Consider the following 18,639-nt stretch of genomic DNA (forward strand, 5'->3'; position numbering starts at 1 on the left):
CGCCGGGTACCCGGCCGACGACCGATCATGCCTGCGACCTGACGCTCGACTGTGCGCCCGGATCGCCCCTGCCTGCCGGGATCCGGCTCACCCGGTCACCGGACCGACCTGGTGACCGACCGGTACGCGACGAGCAGTGCCCGCGCCTTGAGCATCGTCTCGTCGTACTCGTCGGCCGGGTCGGAGGCCAGCACGATGGCACCGCCGGTGCCGACGGTGAATCCGTCGCCGGTCAGCACCGCAGTACGGATCACGATGCTTAGATCGGCACCGCCGCCGAGGCCGAAGTAGCCGAGAGCACCGGAGTAAATTCCCCGGGCCCGCTGCTCCAACCGGTCGATGATCTCCATTGTGCGCAGCTTCGGCGCACCGGTCATCGACCCGCCGGGGAAACTCGACCGTACGCAGTCGACCGCGCCTACCGACGGACGCAGCCGCCCTTCGACGGTGGACACCAGCTGGTGCAGTGTGGGGTAGGTCTCGGTGGCCAGGAACCGGGGGACGCGCACCGAACCGACCTCGCAGACCCGGCCGAGATCGTTGCGGAGCAGGTCGACGATCATCAGGTTCTCGGCTCGGGTCTTGGGTGAGCTGGCCAGCGTACGACGTAGATGGTCGTCCTCGTCGGCGTCGTTCGCGCGGGCCGAGGTGCCCTTCACCGGGCTACTGTCGACCCGGCCGTCCGGGCGGATGCGCAGGAACCGCTCCGGGGAGGAGCTGGCCACGGCGACGTCATCCAGCCGCAGGTACGCGGCGTAGGGCGCGGGGTTGATCCGACGCAGCGTCCGGTAGTAGGCCAGCGGGTCCGCGACCGGTGGCAGCCTCAGTTGGTTGGTCAGGCAGATCTCGTAGCTCTCGCCGCGGCGCAGCTGGGTGCGGGCCTCGTCGACGTCGGCGAGGTAGTGGCTGCGGTCGCGGGCGGGCGACACCCAGCGCCACAGGTCCGTCCCGGCGTCCGGTGCCGACGGCCTGTCAAACGGCCCGGGCCGCACCGACGACGGCACCGCGCGCAGCCGGGTCGCCGTCACAGCCAACCAGTCCCGGGCGGCGCGCTGCCCGACGTCGTCGATGCTCAGTGCCACCAGGTAGGTGCGCCGGCGCAAGTGGTCGACGGCGACCAGCCGGTCGGCGAAGATCCAGACCGCGTCGGGGGTGTCGGCCCGGCGGGCGGTGGTGGGCGCACAGTCGGCCTTCATCTCGTAGCCGAGATAGCCGACGTAGCCGCCGGCGAAGTCGAACGGCAGCTCGGCTGGGGGCAGCCGCCGCCGTGCCAACCGCTGGCGCAGCACGTCGAGTATGCCGCCGGTCTCCTGTTCAACTGGACGGTCCGGCCGGCGCACCTCGATCCGGCCACTGCCGATCCGGTAGCTGAGCACCTCGGCCAGCGGCCCGTCGGCGGCACCGAGGAAGGAGAACCGGGAACGCCCGGCCGCGACGTCGGCGCCGTCGAGCCAGTACGCGTACCGTGCGTCGGCGTACAGATCCTGAAAGGCCGCCTCGGTGTCGATCTCCGCGTCGAGGACCGTCACGTCGCGCCGCCAGCCGGGGCCGGAGGCCCCAGCATCGGAGGGTGCAGGATCGGGAGCCGCAGCGTCGGGAGTCGGCTGCCGGGGTGTCACCGACGCGGTGGCGGCACGGCGCGGCACGGCCGCCACCGGACGGGCGGCGGCGGTGGCAGTGACAGGCCCGGTGGCCCGGGCCAAGGCCAGGAAGTTGCCGACCAGGTGGGCACCGTGTTCGCTGGCGATCGACTCGGGATGGAACTGCACGCCCCAACGGGGCAACCGACGGTGCGTCAACGCCATCACCGTGCCATCGGCGGCCCACGCGTTCACCATGAGGTCCGCCGGCACCGGCTCAGCCACCCGCAACGAGTGGTACCGGACCGCCGCGAAATCCTGAGGTATGCCGGCGAACAGTCCGGCACCGGTGTGTCGCACCCGGTCGATCAGACCGTGCCGGGCCCTCCGCTGGTCGACCCGCGCGCCGGCGTGCAACGCGATCGCCTGGTGACCGAGGCACACCCCGAGCACCGGCAGGTCACGACGGCGGTCGAGCAGTTCCCACCCCCAGCCGAGGTCGGTCACCCGGTGGGGCCGACCTGGGCCGGGCGAGATCACCACGCACTCCGCGGCGAGCCGGTCGACGGCGGCGAGCCGGGGGTCGTCGTTGGCCAGCACGGTCGGCTCGCTGCCGGCGACCGCCGCGAGCAGCTGGAAGAGGTTGTACGTGTAGGAATCGTAATTGTCGACCAGCAGGATCCGCACCCGCTACCTCCCACCGCGTCACGGCACCGGCCGATTGTCCACCTTCGGCCGGGAGCGTGTGGCGCGGTAGCCGACCTCCGCCGGCCCTAGCCCGGACCGGCATGGCTCACCCGTCGGCCCCCGGGGTGGTGTCACCGACCAGTCGTTCGACGGTCGCCGGCGCGTACACCTGGGCGCGGCCGACCAGCGCGACGATCAGCGGAGCGAGAACCGCAGCGAGGCCGAGGACCGCGGCCTGTTGTGCCTCGGTGAGCGGCAGACCGAACGCGGTCACCGCGCCCAGCAGCGCAGTGACCGCAGCGGTGATGCCGCCCACCGACCACAGCGGTTCGGAACTGCCCGGATTGGGAGTGACGGTCACGGGAAACCTCCTGGTCGAGCGGACACCACGAAGACGCGGCACCGGGCCGGGAGGTTGACCCGGCCGGTCGACGGGGCCGGACGCCCGCCAGGCGGCTCCAGGACGGTGTCCGGCCAAGAGTCGGGGAGGATACCGAACCGAACCGCGCTTACCGGATGGGTTATCCGACGCGGGCCATTCCGCCGTAGCCGAGCTGCCGGGACGGCGTCTGTGCGTCCACGTCGAGACCCGGGTCCGGCCGCCAGTCCGCCATCAGGGTCACACCGGGCTCGACCAGCTCCATGCCGTCGAACCAGGAGGTGATGGTGGCCTTGTCCCGGACGTAGAGGTTCGCGCCGACGCCGGCCTGGTAGGCGGCGACCATCCGGTCCACCTGCCCGCGGGTCTCCTCGTCGGCCGTGTCCGCGCTGAGGTGCGACATAGCGATGTAGCTGCCCGGTGCCAGCGCGTCCCGGTAGGCCGCGACGAGTCCGGCCGGATCCTCGTCGTCCTGAACGAAAACGAGCAGCCCGCCGAGAACGATGCCCACCGGCTGCGACAGGTCGATCAGCTCGCGGACCGCCGGATGCGACCACACCTGGTCGGGATACCTACCGTCGACCTCGGCCATCGCCACCAGCGGCTCCGTGGCGAGGATGTCTTCACCGTGGACGACAGCCGAGTGATCGTTGTCCACATAGACAACCCGAGCCTGGGCGTCGAGGGCATGCGCCACCTCGTGCGTGTTGCCGACTGTCGGCAGCCCCGAGGCGATGTCGATGAACTGCCGCACGCCCTCGCCGACCAGGTATCGCACCGAACGGCGCAGCCAGTCCCGGTTGCCACGGGCGAGCAGGTCGACGCTGGGCAACATCAGCTTGATGCGTTCGGCCCGCTCGCGATCGATCGCGAAGTTGTAGAGTCCACCAAGGTAATAGTCGTAGATCCGTGCGATGTTGGCGTTTTCCACTTCGGCTCGCACGTCGCCCGATTGTCGGATAGTTGCCGTCATTTCCATAACCCTTCAGCGAGATGACGGACACACCGGACAGGCGCGTCCGCGCACACGAACGGTGGCACGGTAACGATAAACGGCGATCATCGGGTCCGGACAGTGCCACGGGTCTGATACTCCAACACTTCTTCGGCGCGGACCGCGACATCGGCGCTGACCTTGCGCCGTACCAGATGCAGCGCCGACTCCAGTCCGGAGGCGATGCCGGCAGCAGTCACCAGGATCACCGTCGTCGACCACCTGGGCGTTTCTTCACCAATCCGCCACGGCGACGGCGGCTCGGCCGCCGCTCGACGTCGATTGTCCGGTCCACGGCTTCCTCGCGCTGCTGTGGTGGGCGTGGTGTTCGCAGCTGATGCTCGCCAACCGGATCCGACTCGGCGAGGGCATCGCCCCGCTGGTGATGTTCACGGCGACGGCAGCGGTCTTCATCGCCGCGTTGACCATCCCGCAGGCGTTCAGCGACAAGCCGAGCGGCCTGCCCGGTCCGCTGCTGATGGCCGGCTGCAGTCCCGCCGGTCGCCGCGGGCGGCGGCGATGCACGTACGGTTGGCCCACGAGGCCCGCGAGTCGGCGTGGCGACAGCGCCGCTACCGCTGACCGGCAGGTGCTGCGCTGGTCAGTGCGGGTCGGCGACGGTGAGCACCAGCAGCAGCTCGAACCGGCGGTCCGGGTCATCCAAGTCGTCGCCGAGCAGCGTCCGCAGCCGCTTGAGCCGGTAGCTGACGGTCTGCGGATGGACGAACAGCTCGGCGGCGACCGCCGACCGGGACCCCCAGTGCCGCAGCCAGCTGTGCAGCGTACGCAGCAGTCCGGCGCGCTGGGTGGGCGGCAGCGCGCCGAAGGGCGCCAGCCGGCGGCCGGTCAGCACCGTCAGCGCGTCGGGGTGGCCGTGCAGCGCCAGCACGGTGAGGTGGTCCTCGACGAAGACGGCGGTGCGGTCGACGGGACCGCCCTGGTCGGCTCCACCGGTCCGGACTACGGTCGCCGCGAGTTCGGCAAGTCGTACCGCCTGGGGCACCTGCGGCCACGGCGACGCCGGGCCCACCGTGGCCCGCCAGCCCTGCAGCGCGTCGGCCAGCACCGGGCGGGTGGCCCGGGGGCCGGCGCGCAGCAGCAGTACGGCGTCGCGGCCCCGGTCGACCACGATGCCGTCGGTACCGAACCGGAACCGTGCGTCGCGGGCCTGCCGGGCCGGCAGCACGACCGGCAGCACGGTGGCCAGGTCCCGCCAGCCGGCCCGGGCGGCGGCCGCCGCCACGGTGGCGGCGCCGGCTCCGCCGACCAGCAGCAGTTCGCCCAGCTGCCGGCGGGCCCGGTCGCCCTCGCCGGACTGTTCGCGCAGCTGGCGGGCGAACCCGTCGGTGCCGGCCGCAGCCAGCTCGTCGACGAAACCGGTGACCGCGTCGGCGCAGTCGGCGAGGGCCTCGGCGTCGACCGGGCGCACTGTGGCGAGCGCCTGACCGACCTGACGCAACAACAGTCGGCCGGCCACCCGCAGGGCGGCGAGCAGTGCCTGGGGGCCACGGTCCTCCCGGGCCTCGGCCGCGCCGAGCGCGACGAAGACCTCCCGCTCCCGGGGCGGCAACGCCGGCTCGGTGGTGCCGACCAGGTCCAGAAAACGCTGGAGGGCAACGTCGACCGCGGTCCGGACATCGGCCCGGAACTTCGGGTCGTCGATCCCGACGAACTCAGGGGTCAGCTCGGTCACCGCGGCGGCCACCGTGTCGACCACCGCCGCCAGCCGGGGCCGCATCGCCGGGGCCAGCTCGGCGGGCAGCCGCTGCCAGGGGGTGACGGTCACTGGGCGGGCTCGCACCTCGCCACTCTGTCACGTGATGATAATTCAGTGAGACTGCGACCCAGGGCAACGGGTTGCTGAGGGCACACGCAGCCCGAATTTGTCACGTGGTGATAGTCCGGTCGCTGTTTTCCGCTGCCGGCGGGACGGTGTCCCAGCGCCGGCCGACGGCGAGAATAGGTTCTCGCCGCGACCCCTCCCTGGAGGACCGGAGGACCCGCATGGACCACCACACTTCCCGCCGGCACGTCGTCGACATGTGTCGAACCATGCTGGACCGGGGCTATCTGAAGGCTACCGAGGGCAACGTATCGGTCCGGGTTCCGGGGCACCGGCTGTACGCCGTCACGCCGAGCAACTACGACTACGACCGGATGCGGATCGAGGACATCTGCCTGGTCGACTTCGACGGTACGCACATACCCGACGGCACCGGTAGTGACCTCGCGCCGTCGATCGAGGCCGGGATGCACGCCAACATCTACCGGCAGCGGCCCGACGTCAACGCGATCGTGCACACCCACCAGCCGTACGCCTCGGCCCTGGCGTTCCTGCGCCGTCCGATCCCGGCGCTCACCGACGAGCAGGTGCGCTTCCTCGGCCGTCAGGTGGCGATCGTCGACTACGCCCCGTCCGGCACCGGGATGCTGGCCCGCAACGTGCAGAAGAAGGTGGCCAGCGGCGACAACGCGTTCATCATCGCCAACCATGGGGTCGTCGCGCTCGGGACCGACCCGGACCGCGCGGTGTTCAACATGGCGCTGCTGGAGAAGGTGTCGATCGCCTATCTCCTGGCGTTGACCAGCGAAGCCGGCAAGGTCTACACCATCCCGACCGCGATCCGGGAGGTCGCGTTCACCAAGCTGCGCGCCGACGAGAAGCGGATCGCCGCGCAGCTCACCGAGGCGGTCCCGCCGGTGCGGGTGCCCGCCGATGAGCAACTGCCCAGTGCGGACGCGGTGGCGGCGGCGATCGCCGCCGCCGGGCCCCCGGTCGCCGACACCACCACCGCGCAGCTCCCGGGCAGCGAGTCCGCGCGACTCGGCTACGCGATCACCGAGTACCTGGACGTCGACGACACGATGCGCCGGCTCAAGGCCCTGGTCGCCCAGCCGGTACGCGGGCTGCGCCACGACGCGATGCTCGACGTGCTCGGCTACTTCAACGACCGGTGCCGGGCCAGCAAGGAGATCACCGACCGGGCGAAGCGCCGCATCCCGGGCGGTGTGCAGCACAACCTGGCCTTCAACTACCCGTTCCCGTTGGCGGTCGACGCCGCCGACGGCGCCTACCTGACCGACCGCGACGGCAACACCTACGTCGACTTCCTGCAGGCCGGTGGCCCGACGATCCTGGGCAGCAACTACCGCCCGGTCAACGAGCAGGTCGCCGCGGTGGTCAAGGAGTCGGGGCCGGTGACCGGGCTGTTCCATGAGTACGAGCTGAAGCTCGCCGAGATCATTTTCCGGTACCTGCCGCACATCGAGATGTACCGGTCGCTCGGCTCCGGAACCGAGGCGGTGATGGCGGCGGTCCGCGGTGCCCGCGCCTTCACCGGCAAGCACATGGTGATCAAGGTCGGTGGGGCGTACCACGGCTGGTCCGACACGATGGTGTACGGGCTGCGGGTGCCCGGCACGTACCGGATGAACGCCAAGGGCATCCCGTTCGGCGCCACCGCCAACACGCGGGAGGCGTTCCCGCACGATCTCGGGGCGTTGCGCCGCAAACTGATCGAGAACCGGGTCCGCGGCGGCACCGCTGCGGTGATCGTCGAACCACTCGGCCCGGAGTCCGGCACCCGCCCCGTGCCACGTGACTTCAACGCCAGGGTCCGCGCGTTGTGCGACGAGTTCGGCGCGCTGCTGATCTTCGACGAGGTGGTCACCGGGTTCCGGGTCGGGCTCGGCGGGGCGGCCGGCTACTTCGGTGTCACCCCCGACCTGACCGTGTTCGGCAAGGCGGTCTCCGGCGGCTACCCGATGGCCGGCGGCGTCGGCGGGCGGGCCGACGTGATGGCTGTCTTCGGCGCCGGACTCGACGGGCGCGGCGGGACACACATCCAGGTCGGCGGCACCCTGTCGGCGAACCCGCTGTCCTGTGCGGCCGGCTATTTCGCGATCGCCGAGATGGCCCGGACCAACGCCCCGGTGATCGCCGGCCGGGCCGGGGACCGGCTCACCCGGGGACTGCAGCGGCTGATCGACCGGTACGGTCTGCCGTACGTGGCCTACAACCAGGGGTCGATCGTGCATCTGGAGTGCAGTGGCGTCATGCTGCTCGACATGCGCAACCCGATCAAGCTGCTCAGGGAGAACAAGTCCCGCAAGCGGCTGATGGAGCAGATGGGTGCGGCGTACACGGCGCACGGCGTCATCACCCTGGCCGGCTCCCGGATGTACACCTCGATGGCCGACACCGACGAGGTGATCGACACCGCGCTGGACCGGTTCGACCGGGTGTTCGCGCAGGTGGAAGGGGTTTGACCCGGTGCCGGCCGTCCCGCCGCAGGTCCTCGCGATCGACCTGGGCACCTCGGGGATGAAGGCCGCGCTGGTCGCCGCTGACGGTACGGTGACCGGCTGGGCGCAGCGCCCGGTGCCGCTGCTGGTGCTGCCCGGCGGCGGTGCCGAACAGAACCCGCATGCCTGGTGGACGGCGCTTGCCGAAGCGGTCGCCGACCTCGGCCAGGCCCACCCGGAGCACCTGCGCGCGGTCACCACCGTCTGCTCGTCCACCCAGGGCGAGGGGACCATCGCGGTGGACGCCGCCGGGGCGCCACTGACCCGCTGCATCACCTGGTTGGACATGCGCGGCGCGGCGCACCTGCGGCGGCAGTTCGGCGGCTTCCCGGCGTACGGCGGGATGTCGGTCCGCCGGATCGTGCGCTGGCTGCGGTTGACCGGCGGGATGCCGTCCACCACCGGCAAGGACCCGGCCGCGCACATGCTGCTGGTCCGCGACACCATGCCCGAGGTGTACGCGCGGACCGCGACCTTCCTCAACGCGCTGGACTGGATCAACCTCAAGCTCACCGGCCGTACAGTGGCTACGGTCGACTCGATCCTCACCTCGTGGGTGACGGACAACCGCCGACCCGACCGGGTCCGCTACTCTCCCGCCCTGGTCGCCGACTGCGGCATCGACGCGGACAAACTGCCGCCGATCGTGGCCTGCACCGAGGTGATCGGCACGTTGCACCCGGACGCCGCCGACCACCTCGGTCTGCCGCCGACCGTCCAGGTGGTGGCCGGGGCGATCGACACCACGGCGGCGGCGATCGGCGCCGGTACCACCGCCGACGACGACCCGCACCTGTACCTGGGCACCTCGTCGTGGATCGCGGCGCACGTGCACCGGAAGAAGACCGACCCGGTCGCGCAGATCGCCGCCGTGCCGTGCGCGATCGGCGACCGGTACCTGATGACCGCGCTGCAGGCCACCGCCGGGGCGAACCTGACCTGGCTGAAGGAGAAGATCGTCGAGTACGACGACCCGCTGGTCGGCGCCGGCCGCCTCGCCACCGACGAGACGCCGATCTTCGACGCGTTCGACGCGATCCTGCCGACCGTGCCGGCCGGCGCCAACGGGGTGCTCTACCTGCCGTGGCTGTACGGCGAACGCGCACCGGTCGACGATCCGGACCTGCGTGCCGCGTTCGTCAACATCTCGCTCGACACTAACCGGTCCGATCTGCTGCGGGCCGTCTTCGAAGGCGTCGCGTTGAACACCCGGTGGCTGTCGGCGGCGGTCGACCGGTTCCTCGGCACCCCGGTGGCCTCGTTGACCGTCACCGGTGGCGGCGCCCGGTCAACGGCCTGGTGCCAGATCTTCGCCGACGTGCTCGGCGTCGAGGTGCGTCGGGACCCGGACCCGGTCGCGGTCAACGCCCGTGGCGCCGGCTGGATCGGCGCGGTCGGCACCGGGCAGCTGACGTTCGGGCAGATCCCGGCGTTGCTGCGGACCGACCAGGTGTTCGCCCCGACGGCGGCGCACCGCGTCCGCTACGACGAACTCTTCGACGTCTACCGGGAGCTGCACCGCCGACTCGCCCCGGTGTACCGGCGGATGCCCGGTGGTGCACATCGGACCGATCAGCGAAGATAGCGGCATGGCCCGATCCGTTCCCGCCGCCCGGCACGCAGTCGTCATCGGCGGCAGTCTCGCCGGGCTGTGCGCGGCCCGTGTCCTCGCCGAGCACGTCGACCGGGTGACCGTCGTCGACCGCGACCGGTTCCCCGACACGCCGCAGGTCCGCGCCGGCGTCCCGCAGGCGCACCACCTGCACGTGCTGATCACCGCCGGGCAGCGTGCGCTCGATCAGCTCTTCCCCGGCCTGATCACCGAGCTGCACGCCGCCGGCGCGGTCCGGGTCGACGCGCCGACCGACATCCTGTACCTGGCGCCGACCGGGTGGCGGGAACGGTTCCCGGCGACCCACCAGCTGGTCGGGACCAGCCGGGAACTGCTCGACTGGACGGTCCGCCAGCGGCTGGCCGCCGATCCACGGATCCGGTTCGAGCCGGCCCACGACGTGATCGGGCTGCTCGGCGCCGACGGCCGTGACGCGGTCACCGGCGTACGGATGCGTCCCCGCGCGGCGGGCGCCGCCGACCGGAGCCTGTCGGCCGACCTGGTGGTGGACGCCAGCGGCCGCAGCTCACACGCGCCGGACTGGTTGGCCGAGCTCGGCTACGGCCGCCCCGACGAGACCCGGATCGACGCCGGACTCGGCTACGCGAGCCGGCGCTACCTGCTGCCGCCGGGGGCCAGTGCCGGGTGGAAGAACATCGTGGTGATGCCGCAACCGCCCCACTCTGGTCGGGGCGGGGTGATCTATCCGATCGAGAACGGACGGTGGATGGTGACCCTCGGCGGACTCGGCGGCGACCACCCGCCGACCGACGAGGCCGGTTTCCTGGAGTTCGCCCGTGGGCTGCGCAGCCCGCTGATCCACCAGGCGATCCGCGACGCCACTGCCGACTCGCCGATCCACGGTTTCCGCAACACCGCCAACCATCGCCGCCGGTACGAGGCGATGCCACGCTGGCCGGACGGGTTCGCGGTGGTCGGCGACGCCTCGTGCACCTTCAACCCGGTCTACGGCCAGGGGATGGCCGTGGCCGCCCGGACGGCGGTGGTGCTGGCCGAGCAGCTGCGCGACAGCGGCGGCACACTGGGCCGCGCGGCGCAGGCCCGGCTGGCCGGCTGCAGCGAGACCGCCTGGCTGATCGCCACCGGCGCCGACCTGCGGTACCCGACGACCGTCGGGCCACGGCCCCGGCGCGGCGGCAGGCTGTCCCGCTGGTACCTGGACCGGGCGGCCGACGTCGCCAACCGCGATCCGTACGTGCAGCGCGCCTTGACCGACGTGTTCCATCTGGTCGCACCGTTGTCCGCGGTGGTCCGCCCGGCCGTCGCGCTGCGGGTGCTGCGCGGTCGGCCCGGCCCGCAGCTGGTCGCACCGCCGTCGACCTGACGCTGCCGACGCGGATGAGACTCCTGCGGAGCCGGTGAGCTGTTCGCCGACGTCGACCTGTACCGGCGGTGGAGCGGGCAACTGCGCGACGGCCGGGCGCCGAGCGCCGACCCGATGTGGCAGTACCCGCCGGGCGCGGCGGCGTTGTTCGTCGCCGTCGGCTGGGCGCCGTACTGACGGTCTCCTACGCCGGGCTCCAGGTCGAGTCGGTCGCCGCCATCGTGATCGGTCTGCACCGGTTGCTGGTCGGGCACCGGGTCGTGCCGGACGCGGCCCCGGCGATGGCCGGGCACCGGCCGCCGGTCGCCGATCGCCGGGACCGTCGGCCTTGGCAGAAACCCGGGCGTCCAGTTAGGTTAGGCTCACCTCATCGATGAAGGGAGTGGGATGGGCCTCGAACGCACGACGGAGACCGGCACCGGCCGCCACCGGGTGGTGCTCACCGACCAGGTACAGATCGATGCTCTCGCGAAGGTCTACCGCCAGGTGCACGCCAAGGACCTGCACCTGACCGACCACACCGAGCCGTCGGTGGAGCAACGGCTGGAGTGGACGGCGCAGGCACCCGGATTCGCCGCCACCGTCGGCTACGTCGGCGACCAACTGGCCGGAACGGTGCTGGGCTGCCCGCTGCCACCCGAGACGCTCTGGTGGCGCGACCTACGGTCGACGGCCGACCCGGACCTTGCCCGGGAGTGGCCGGGCCGGACTTTCGCCGTCTGTGAGGCGTTCGTGCTGCCCGAGTTCCAACGTCAGCAGGTCGGCGTGGCGTTGTTCTCCCAGTTGCTGGCCAGCCGCACCGAGGAACGGGCCTCACTGGCGGTCGCCGATTCCAACTCCCGGGTGCTGCGCAGCATGCGGGTGCTGGGCTGGCAGCACGTCGGCGACCTGGTGCCCTTTCCCGGCTGGCGCCAGCACGCCATGTTCGTCCGACCGTTGCCCTGGTAATCCAGTTGGCTCCGGGCCGGTCGCCGGCCGGTACCGGCCCTGGTGGCGGACGCCGATGGCGACTCCGGCGAGGATCAGCACGATCGCGGCCACCGCGACTGCCGGGTAGCCGACCCGGGCCGCCGCCGTCAGGCCGAGCGCCGCGGCCAGGTAGGAGCAGATCAGCCCGAACGACGACAGCACCGTGAAGTCGGTACCCCCGGTGCCCGGCCGGGAGTAGTCCATGTTCACCGTGTACAGCGCGACGTTCGCCACCGTGTACGCGGCCATGAAGCAGCACAACGCGACCGTAGTGAAACCGCCGGCGGCCCGGCCGGTGAGCATCGGCAGCAGCAGCACCGTGGCGACGGCCAGCGACCCGCCACCAACCACCAGCACCCCGGCCCGGCCGATCCGGGCGACCAGGCCGCCGGCCACCAGCCCGGCGACGACGGCCGGGACGCTGGTGACGATCCCGGTCACGAAGCCGATCCGCTGCAACGACCAGCCGACGTCGACCAGGGCCGGCGACACCAGTCCGTACGCCGCGCCGGCTCCCATGTAGAGCAGCGGCACCACGCCGAGGGCCCAGCGGCGGCAGCCGGGCTGGCCCAGGACGGACAGCAGCGCGCCGTACGCCTGACGCGCCCCGGCCGGCCGGGCAATCCGCTCGGGCTCGCGGAACCGCCACACCACCAGCAGACCGGTCGCGGTGAGGGCGGCGAGCAGGCCAACCGCTGCCTGCCAGCCGAACCGGTCGTAGACCACCACGCAGACGCCGCCGCCCAGAATGTTGCCGACGTAGCTCGCCGACACCTGGATCCCGTTGCCGGTGCCCCGGACCGAGTCGGCCAGCATCCGCACCGCGATCGCGTCGGCGGCGATGTCCTGGGTGGCGGAGAGGAACACGAACAGCGCGCAGATCAGCACGATCGGGCCGATCCGCCCGGTCGCCGGGTCGGCGGCGAGCAGGGCCAGCAGGGCCAGCACCATGCCGCTCTGCAGCACCAGCAGCCAGGAGCGGTAGTGGCCGCCGCGCCGTGGGCCGTACCGGTCCAGTATCGGTGCCCAGAGGAACTTGACCGGCCAGATCAGGCCGATCAGGTTCAGCAGCGCGAGAGTGTCCAGCGAGGTGCCGCCGGACCGCAGGATGCTGGCCAGCCCGACGGTGATGAACCCGAATCCCAGGTACTGGGTGATGTACAGCGCGGTCAGGATCGACATGGTCCGCCCGCGGGCGGCGACGGCAGCGGTCATCCGGCCGCCCTCCCGCCGACGCCGAGCGGCCACCCCCACCGGGTAATCCACCTGGTGGGACGCAGGTCACAAGCGTCCGCTCGGCCTCCGCTGGCGGAATGAATCCGCTGGTCACGACGCACGACAGCGGTCCCACCGAGGGGCGTGCGACGCGCCTTGCGGCCCCGTGCCCCGCGGAGAAGGGGTCCTGCCCAGTTCCGTTTCACCGGCCCTCCCAGTAGCCTCGCCTAAGTTAGGTTAGGTTACCCTTATGGAGGCGGTGTTGGAGAGACCAATGTACCCGCATCTGTTCGGCCGGCACACCGTGGACACCTACGTGTCCAGCATCGACCGGACCGCAGCGGTCCTCGCCGACCGTGTACGGGCGGTCCGCCAGCCGTACTCCGGCGACGCCGTGGCACCACTGCAGGCCAAGGTCGACAGCGTCGACCTGGACGCACCGCTCGGCACCACCGACGCCGCACTGGACGAGGTCGCCGGACTGTATCTGGACCACGCGGTGTGGTTCCACGAACCCACCTACCTGGCCCACTTGAACTGCCCGGTGGCGATTCCCGCACTCAACGCCGAATTGCTGCTCGCCGCCGTCAACACCTCAGTCGACACCTGGGACCAGAGCACCACCGGCACGCTGATCGAGCGACGGCTGATCGCCTGGACGGCCGAGCGGATCGGATTTGGTCCGACCGCCGACGGTGTCTTCACCAGCGGCGGCACCCAGTCGAACCTGCACGGCCTGCTACTGGCCCGGGAGGACCGCCTGGTCCGCGCCGACGCCGACCGGGCCACGATGCTGCCCCGGCTGCGGGTCCTGGCCACGGCGGAGAGCCACTTCAGCGTCAGCAAGTCCGCCGGTCTACTCGGACTCGCCGCCGACGCGGTCGTTCCGGTAGCCACCGACGGCACCGGCCGGATGGACCCGGTGGCGCTCGACGCCGAGATCAATCGGCTGCTCGACCAGGACCTGGTGCCGATGGCGGTCGTCGCCACCGCCGGCACCACCGACCGCGGCTGTGTCGACCCGCTCGCCGCGATCGGCACCGTCTGCCGCGACCGGGCGGTGTGGCTGCACGTCGACGCGGCGTACGGCTGCGGTCTGCTGATCTCCACCCGCCACCGGCACCTGCTCGACGGCATCGCCGCCGCCGACTCGGTCACCGTCGACTTCCACAAGAGCTTCTTCCAGCCGATCAGCTCCAGCGCCATCATCGTCCGGAACGCGCCGACCATGCGGCGGGTCGCGGTGCACGCCGACTACCTGAACCCACGAACTGCGACCGTGCCGAACCAGGTCGACAAGAGCCTGCAGACCACCCGCCGGCTGGACGCCCTGAAGTTGTGGATGACGTTGCGGGCGATCGGCGCCGACCAGCTCGGCGAGATGTTCGACCAGGTCGTCGACCTGGCCCAGCAGGCATACGGTCTGCTCCGCGAGTGCGACGACTTCGAGCTGGTCATGCGACCGGTGCTGAGCACCGTGCTGTTCCGGTACCGACCGGACTGGCTACCGGTGCAGGACTGCGACCGGCTGCTGCCCCGGCTGCGGGCTCGGCTGTTCGCCGACGGCACCGCGATCATCGCCGGCACCGTCGTCGACGGGCACTACTGGCTCAAGTTCACGCTGCTCAACCCGAACACCACCGTCGAAGACCTGCGTACCGTGATCGGGCTGATCCGCCGCACCGGCCAGGAGCTGCTCGACGCCGAATGGGATCCGGCGCTCATCGCCCCGGAGCCGGTCACCCCGGAGGTGTGCGCCAATGCGAACGTATGACTTCGTCGCCGTCGGGCTCGGGCCGTTCAACCTCGGTCTGGCCTGCCTGACCGCGCCGGTCGACGACCTGGACGGGGTGTTCCTGGAGCAGCGCGACGAGTTCGCCTGGCACCCCGGGCTGATGATCGAGGGAGTCACCATCCAGGTGCCGTTCCTGGCCGACCTGGTGACAATGGCCGACCCGACGTCGCCGTACTCGTTCCTCAACTATCTGAAGCAGACCGGCCGGCTCTACCGCTTCTACATCCGGGAGAACTTCTACCCGCTGCGTGTCGAGTACGACGCGTACTGCCGCTGGGCGGCCGCCCAGCTCCCCAACGTCCGGTTCGGCAGCCGGGTCGACCGGGTCGAGCACGACGCCGCGACCGGCGACTACCTGGTACGGGTCGCCGAGGCCGGCACCGGGGCGACGACGACGCTGCGGACCCGGCGGCTGGTGCTCGGCATCGGTACCGTGCCGTACCGCCCGACGGTGGTCCGGGACCTGCCCGGCCCGGCCGTGCACAGCGCCGACTACCTGCCGGACAAGGCCCGGCTGCAGAGCCTCGGGTCGGTCACCGTGGTCGGCAGCGGGCAGAGCGCCGCAGAGATCTACCTCGACCTGCTGGAGGAGATCGACACCCACGGCTACCAGCTCAACTGGGTCACCCGGTCGCCCCGGTTCTTCCCGATGGAGTACGCCAAGCTCACCCTGGAGATGACCTCACCGGAGTACGTCCGCTACTTCCACGGGCTTCCGGCGGCCAGCCGGGACCGGCTCAACCGGGACCAGCGCAGCCTCTACAAGGGCATCAGCGGCGACCTGGTGGACACCATCTTCGACACGCTGTACCGCAAGGACGTCGGCGGCCCGGTGCCGACCACCCTGCTCACCGGGACCGCGCTGACCGGCGCCGACTGGGACCCCGACACCGGACGGTACCGACTCGCCCTGCACCACCAGGAGCAGGACCGCGATTTCACCATGGACACCGACGGCCTGGTGCTCGCCACCGGCTACCGGCCGGCCGTGCCGGCGTTCCTGGACCCGGTCCGCGACCGGATCCGATGGGACGAGCGGGGCCGGTTCGACGTGGCGCTCGGCTACACCGTCGACCACGGCGACCGGGAGATCTTCGTGCAGAACGCCGAGGAGCACACCCACAGCCTCACCGCACCCGACCTGGGCATGGGTCCCTACCGCAACTCGGTGATCATCGCCAACATGCTCGGCCGCGAGGTCTACCCGATCGAGCGCAAGATCGCCTTCCAGCACTTCGGCGCACCGTCGGACAGCAACACACCGTCGGCACCGGCGGCCGCGACCGGTCCGGTGGCCATGCAGCGGCAGGAGGCGCTCATCCGGTGACCGCCGCCACGACGACCACGTTCACCTTCGACGACCCGCTCGGCCGGATGACCGTCGAACCACTCGACATCGCCGGTCACGCCGACCTGCTGCACGCCTGGATCACCCACCCCCGGTCGGTGTTCTGGGGAATGCCCGACGCCGACCTCGACACCGTACGGCGCGAGTACCAGCGCATCGACGCCAACCCGCACCATCACGCGTGGCTCGGCCGACTCGACGGCGTACCGCTGTTCCTCACCGAGACCTACGAACCCGCACACAGCGAACTCGCCGACCACTACCCCGTACAGCCCGGCGACGTCGGGATGCACGTGCTGGTCGCACCGCCGGACGGCGAGCCCCGGCACGGGATGACGTCGGCGGTGATGCGGACGGTGATGGCCTTCGTCTTCGCCGACCCGGCGCACCACCGGGTTGTCGTCGAGCCCGACGTACGCAACGAGGCGATCGCCGTGAAGAATGCCGAAGCCGGCTTCGTCGTCGACCGGCTGATCCAACTGTCCGACAAGCAGGCCCGGCTCAGCTTCTGTTCCCGGTCCGCGTTCAGTGCCAGCCAACTGGGCGGTACCCGCAGTCCGCAGGGCAGCAGTCCGAGCGACGGCGCGGCGGCCGATGCCGACGGATCAGCCACGGAGAGCCCAATGACACCCCCCGCTCACCTCGCGCCGGGCCCGATCGCGGCCGCCCACCGCCAGCTGGTCGCCAAGGCCATCGCCGAGTTCAGCCACGAACGGCTGATCCAGCCCCGGCCCGACAACACGCTCCCGGCCGGCCCCGGCGGCGACGGGTACCAGCTGACGACCGGCGACCGGGTCGCGTACCGGTTCCGGGCCCGCCGGTACGCTCTCGACCACTGGCTGATCGACGCCGCGTCGCTGACCCGCGAGGTCGACGGCACCCCGGCGGAGCTGGACGCCCTCGACCTCGTCGTCGAGCTGCGAGAGACGCTGGGCATCCCGGCGAAGCTGCTCGGCACCTACCTGGAGGAGATCAGCGCCACCCTGGCCGGTGCCGCCTGGAAGCACCACCACCGGCGGGAACGCGCCGCCGACCTGGTGCACGCTGACTTCCAGACCATCGAGTCGGCGATGACCGAGGGGCACCCGCTGTTCGTCGCCAACAACGGCCGGATCGGCTTCGGCCTGGCCGACCATGAGGCGTATGCGCCGGAGGCCGGCGCCCCGGTGCGGCTGGTCTGGCTGGCGGTACGCCGCGACCTGAGCACCTTCACCGCCGGGCACGGCGTCGACGAGCAGAGCCACTACCTCGACGAACTGGGTGCCGAGACGCTGCACCGGTTCGCCGACCAGCTGCACGGCCTCGGCCTCGACCCGGCCAACTACCGGTACCTGCCGGTGCATCCGTGGCAGTGGGAACACAAGGTCGGCGTCACCTTCGCCGCCGACGTGGCGTCCCGGGCAATCGTCCCGGTCGGCACGAGCCCGGACCGGTACCGGGCGCAGCAGTCGATCCGTACCTTCTTCAACATCGACCACCCGCACCGGCACTACGTCAAGACCGCACTGTCCATCCAGAACATGGGCTTCATGCGCGGGCTGTCCCCGGCCTACATGCGGGCCACCCCGCCGGTCAACGACTGGGTCGCCGACTTGGTCGCCGACGACGACACACTGCGTGACTGCGGGTTCGGGGTGCTGCGGGAGCTGGCCTCGGTCGGCTACACCGGGGACGCGTACCACCGCAGCGGGGCACCGGTCTCGGCGTACCAGCGGATGCTCGCCGCGTTGTGGCGGGAAAGCCCGGTGCCCCGGATAGCGCCCGGGCAGCGGCTGGCCACCATGGCCAGCCTGCTGCACCGCGACCGCGACGGCGCGCACCTGGCCACCGCCCTGATCGCGGCGTCCGGCCTGCCGGCCGCCGACTGGCTGGCCCGGTACCTGCGGGCCTATCTGCGCCCGCTGCTGCACTGCCTGCTCGGCCACGACCTGGCGTTCATGCCGCACGGGGAGAACCTGATCCTCGTGCTGGCGGACCACGTACCGATCCGGGTGTTCATGAAGGACATCGGCGAGGAGGTCGTCGCCATGCACGACCGGGAGCTGCCGGCCACGGTCGAACGGATCCGGATGCCGGTCGACGACGACTTCCGGGTCCTGGCCGTGTTCACCGACGTCTTCGACGGGTTTCTGCGCTTCCTCGCCGCGATCCTGGACGCCGACGGCGTGCTGCCGGCGGACCGGTTCTGGCAACTGGTCGCCGAGTGCGTCCGTCAGCACGGCGACGACCACCCGCAGCTGCGGGACCGGTTGAACTTCTTCGCGCCCACCTTCCGGCACTCCTGCCTGAATCGGTTGCAGCTACGCAACACGCTGCAGATGGTCGACCTGACCGACCAGGCCGGGTCGTTGATCTTCGTCGGTACACAGGACAACCCGATCGCCGCCGTCGCGGCGCCGGCCCCGTGACG

The 18,639-nt window shown here is 71.3% G+C and carries 12 protein-coding genes and 2 pseudogenes; 8 read left to right on the forward strand and 6 right to left on the reverse strand.

Annotated elements, in window-relative coordinates:
• Positions 1-95: 95 nt before the first annotated feature.
• The 4 genes from pabB to ACFHWU_RS11105 form a co-directional block, all read right to left on the reverse strand.
• Positions 96-2,267: an aminodeoxychorismate synthase component I gene (gene pabB, locus ACFHWU_RS11090; protein WP_416590476.1), complete on the reverse strand. Its 2,172-nt coding sequence runs from the start codon at positions 2,265-2,267 to the stop codon at positions 96-98.
• Positions 2,268-2,373: 106 nt separating this feature from the next.
• Positions 2,374-2,628 (reverse strand): hypothetical protein, encoded by a 255-nt coding sequence (locus ACFHWU_RS11095; protein WP_416553365.1) that lies wholly within the window; start codon positions 2,626-2,628, stop codon positions 2,374-2,376.
• Positions 2,629-2,788: 160 nt separating this feature from the next.
• Complete coding sequence (locus ACFHWU_RS11100) at positions 2,789-3,589, reverse strand: SAM-dependent methyltransferase (protein ID WP_416553367.1); 801 nt, start codon at positions 3,587-3,589, stop codon at positions 2,789-2,791.
• 116 nt (positions 3,590-3,705) lie between these two features.
• Positions 3,706-3,840, reverse strand: coding sequence for a hypothetical protein (locus tag ACFHWU_RS11105; protein WP_416553369.1), 135 nt, complete (start codon positions 3,838-3,840; stop codon positions 3,706-3,708).
• A 110-nt stretch (positions 3,841-3,950) separates the two neighbouring features.
• Between ACFHWU_RS11105 and ACFHWU_RS11110 the strand changes: the two are divergent.
• A pseudogene (locus tag ACFHWU_RS11110) lies at positions 3,951-4,103 on the forward strand (low temperature requirement protein A); the annotation flags it as partial.
• 138 nt (positions 4,104-4,241) lie between these two features.
• Here ACFHWU_RS11110 and ACFHWU_RS11115 read toward each other — a convergent pair.
• On the reverse strand, positions 4,242-5,441 hold the full coding sequence (locus tag ACFHWU_RS11115) for a helix-turn-helix domain-containing protein (RefSeq protein ID WP_416567693.1): 1,200 nt from the start codon (positions 5,439-5,441) through the stop codon (positions 4,242-4,244).
• 203 nt (positions 5,442-5,644) lie between these two features.
• Between ACFHWU_RS11115 and ACFHWU_RS11120 the strand changes: the two genes are divergently transcribed.
• The 4 genes and pseudogenes from ACFHWU_RS11120 to ACFHWU_RS11135 form a co-directional block, all read left to right on the forward strand.
• Entirely contained in the window at positions 5,645-7,909 is a 2,265-nt protein-coding gene (locus ACFHWU_RS11120; RefSeq protein WP_416553373.1) for an aminotransferase class III-fold pyridoxal phosphate-dependent enzyme, read from the forward strand.
• 4 nt (positions 7,910-7,913) lie between these two features.
• Entirely contained in the window at positions 7,914-9,530 is a 1,617-nt protein-coding gene (locus ACFHWU_RS11125) for a xylulokinase (protein ID WP_416590478.1), read from the forward strand.
• A 4-nt stretch (positions 9,531-9,534) separates the two neighbouring features.
• Positions 9,535-10,902 carry an NAD(P)/FAD-dependent oxidoreductase gene (locus ACFHWU_RS11130; protein ID WP_416590480.1) on the forward strand — a complete coding sequence of 456 codons (1,368 nt, stop codon included), beginning with the start codon at positions 9,535-9,537 and terminating at the stop codon, positions 10,900-10,902.
• 387 nt (positions 10,903-11,289) lie between these two features.
• Positions 11,290-11,712, forward strand: a pseudogene (locus ACFHWU_RS11135) (N-acetyltransferase); the annotation flags it as partial.
• 3 nt (positions 11,713-11,715) lie between these two features.
• On the opposite strand, the gene ACFHWU_RS11140 reads toward ACFHWU_RS11135, so the two are convergent.
• Positions 11,716-13,086: an MFS transporter gene (locus tag ACFHWU_RS11140; protein WP_416553379.1), complete on the reverse strand. Its 1,371-nt coding sequence runs from the start codon at positions 13,084-13,086 to the stop codon at positions 11,716-11,718.
• 259 nt (positions 13,087-13,345) lie between these two features.
• Between ACFHWU_RS11140 and ACFHWU_RS11145 the strand changes: the two genes are divergently transcribed.
• Genes ACFHWU_RS11145 through ACFHWU_RS11155 form a run of 3 tightly spaced genes read left to right on the forward strand, consistent with a single transcriptional unit; the run spans position 13,346 to position 18,637 of the window.
• Complete coding sequence (locus tag ACFHWU_RS11145) at positions 13,346-14,860, forward strand: pyridoxal phosphate-dependent decarboxylase family protein (RefSeq protein ID WP_416553381.1); 1,515 nt, start codon at positions 13,346-13,348, stop codon at positions 14,858-14,860.
• A complete protein-coding gene (locus tag ACFHWU_RS11150; RefSeq protein WP_416553383.1) occupies positions 14,847-16,208 on the forward strand; it encodes a lysine N(6)-hydroxylase/L-ornithine N(5)-oxygenase family protein in 1,362 nt (453 codons plus the stop codon). The genes ACFHWU_RS11145 and ACFHWU_RS11150 overlap by 14 nt, the downstream gene beginning before the upstream one ends.
• A 47-nt stretch (positions 16,209-16,255) precedes the next feature.
• A complete protein-coding gene (locus tag ACFHWU_RS11155) occupies positions 16,256-18,637 on the forward strand; it encodes a GNAT family N-acetyltransferase (RefSeq protein ID WP_416590531.1) in 2,382 nt (793 codons plus the stop codon).
• Positions 18,638-18,639 lie beyond the last annotated feature (2 nt).

It is taken from the genome of Micromonospora sp. LOL_015 (genome assembly GCF_048060275.1).
Lineage (GTDB): Bacteria > Actinomycetota > Actinomycetes > Mycobacteriales > Micromonosporaceae > Micromonospora_E.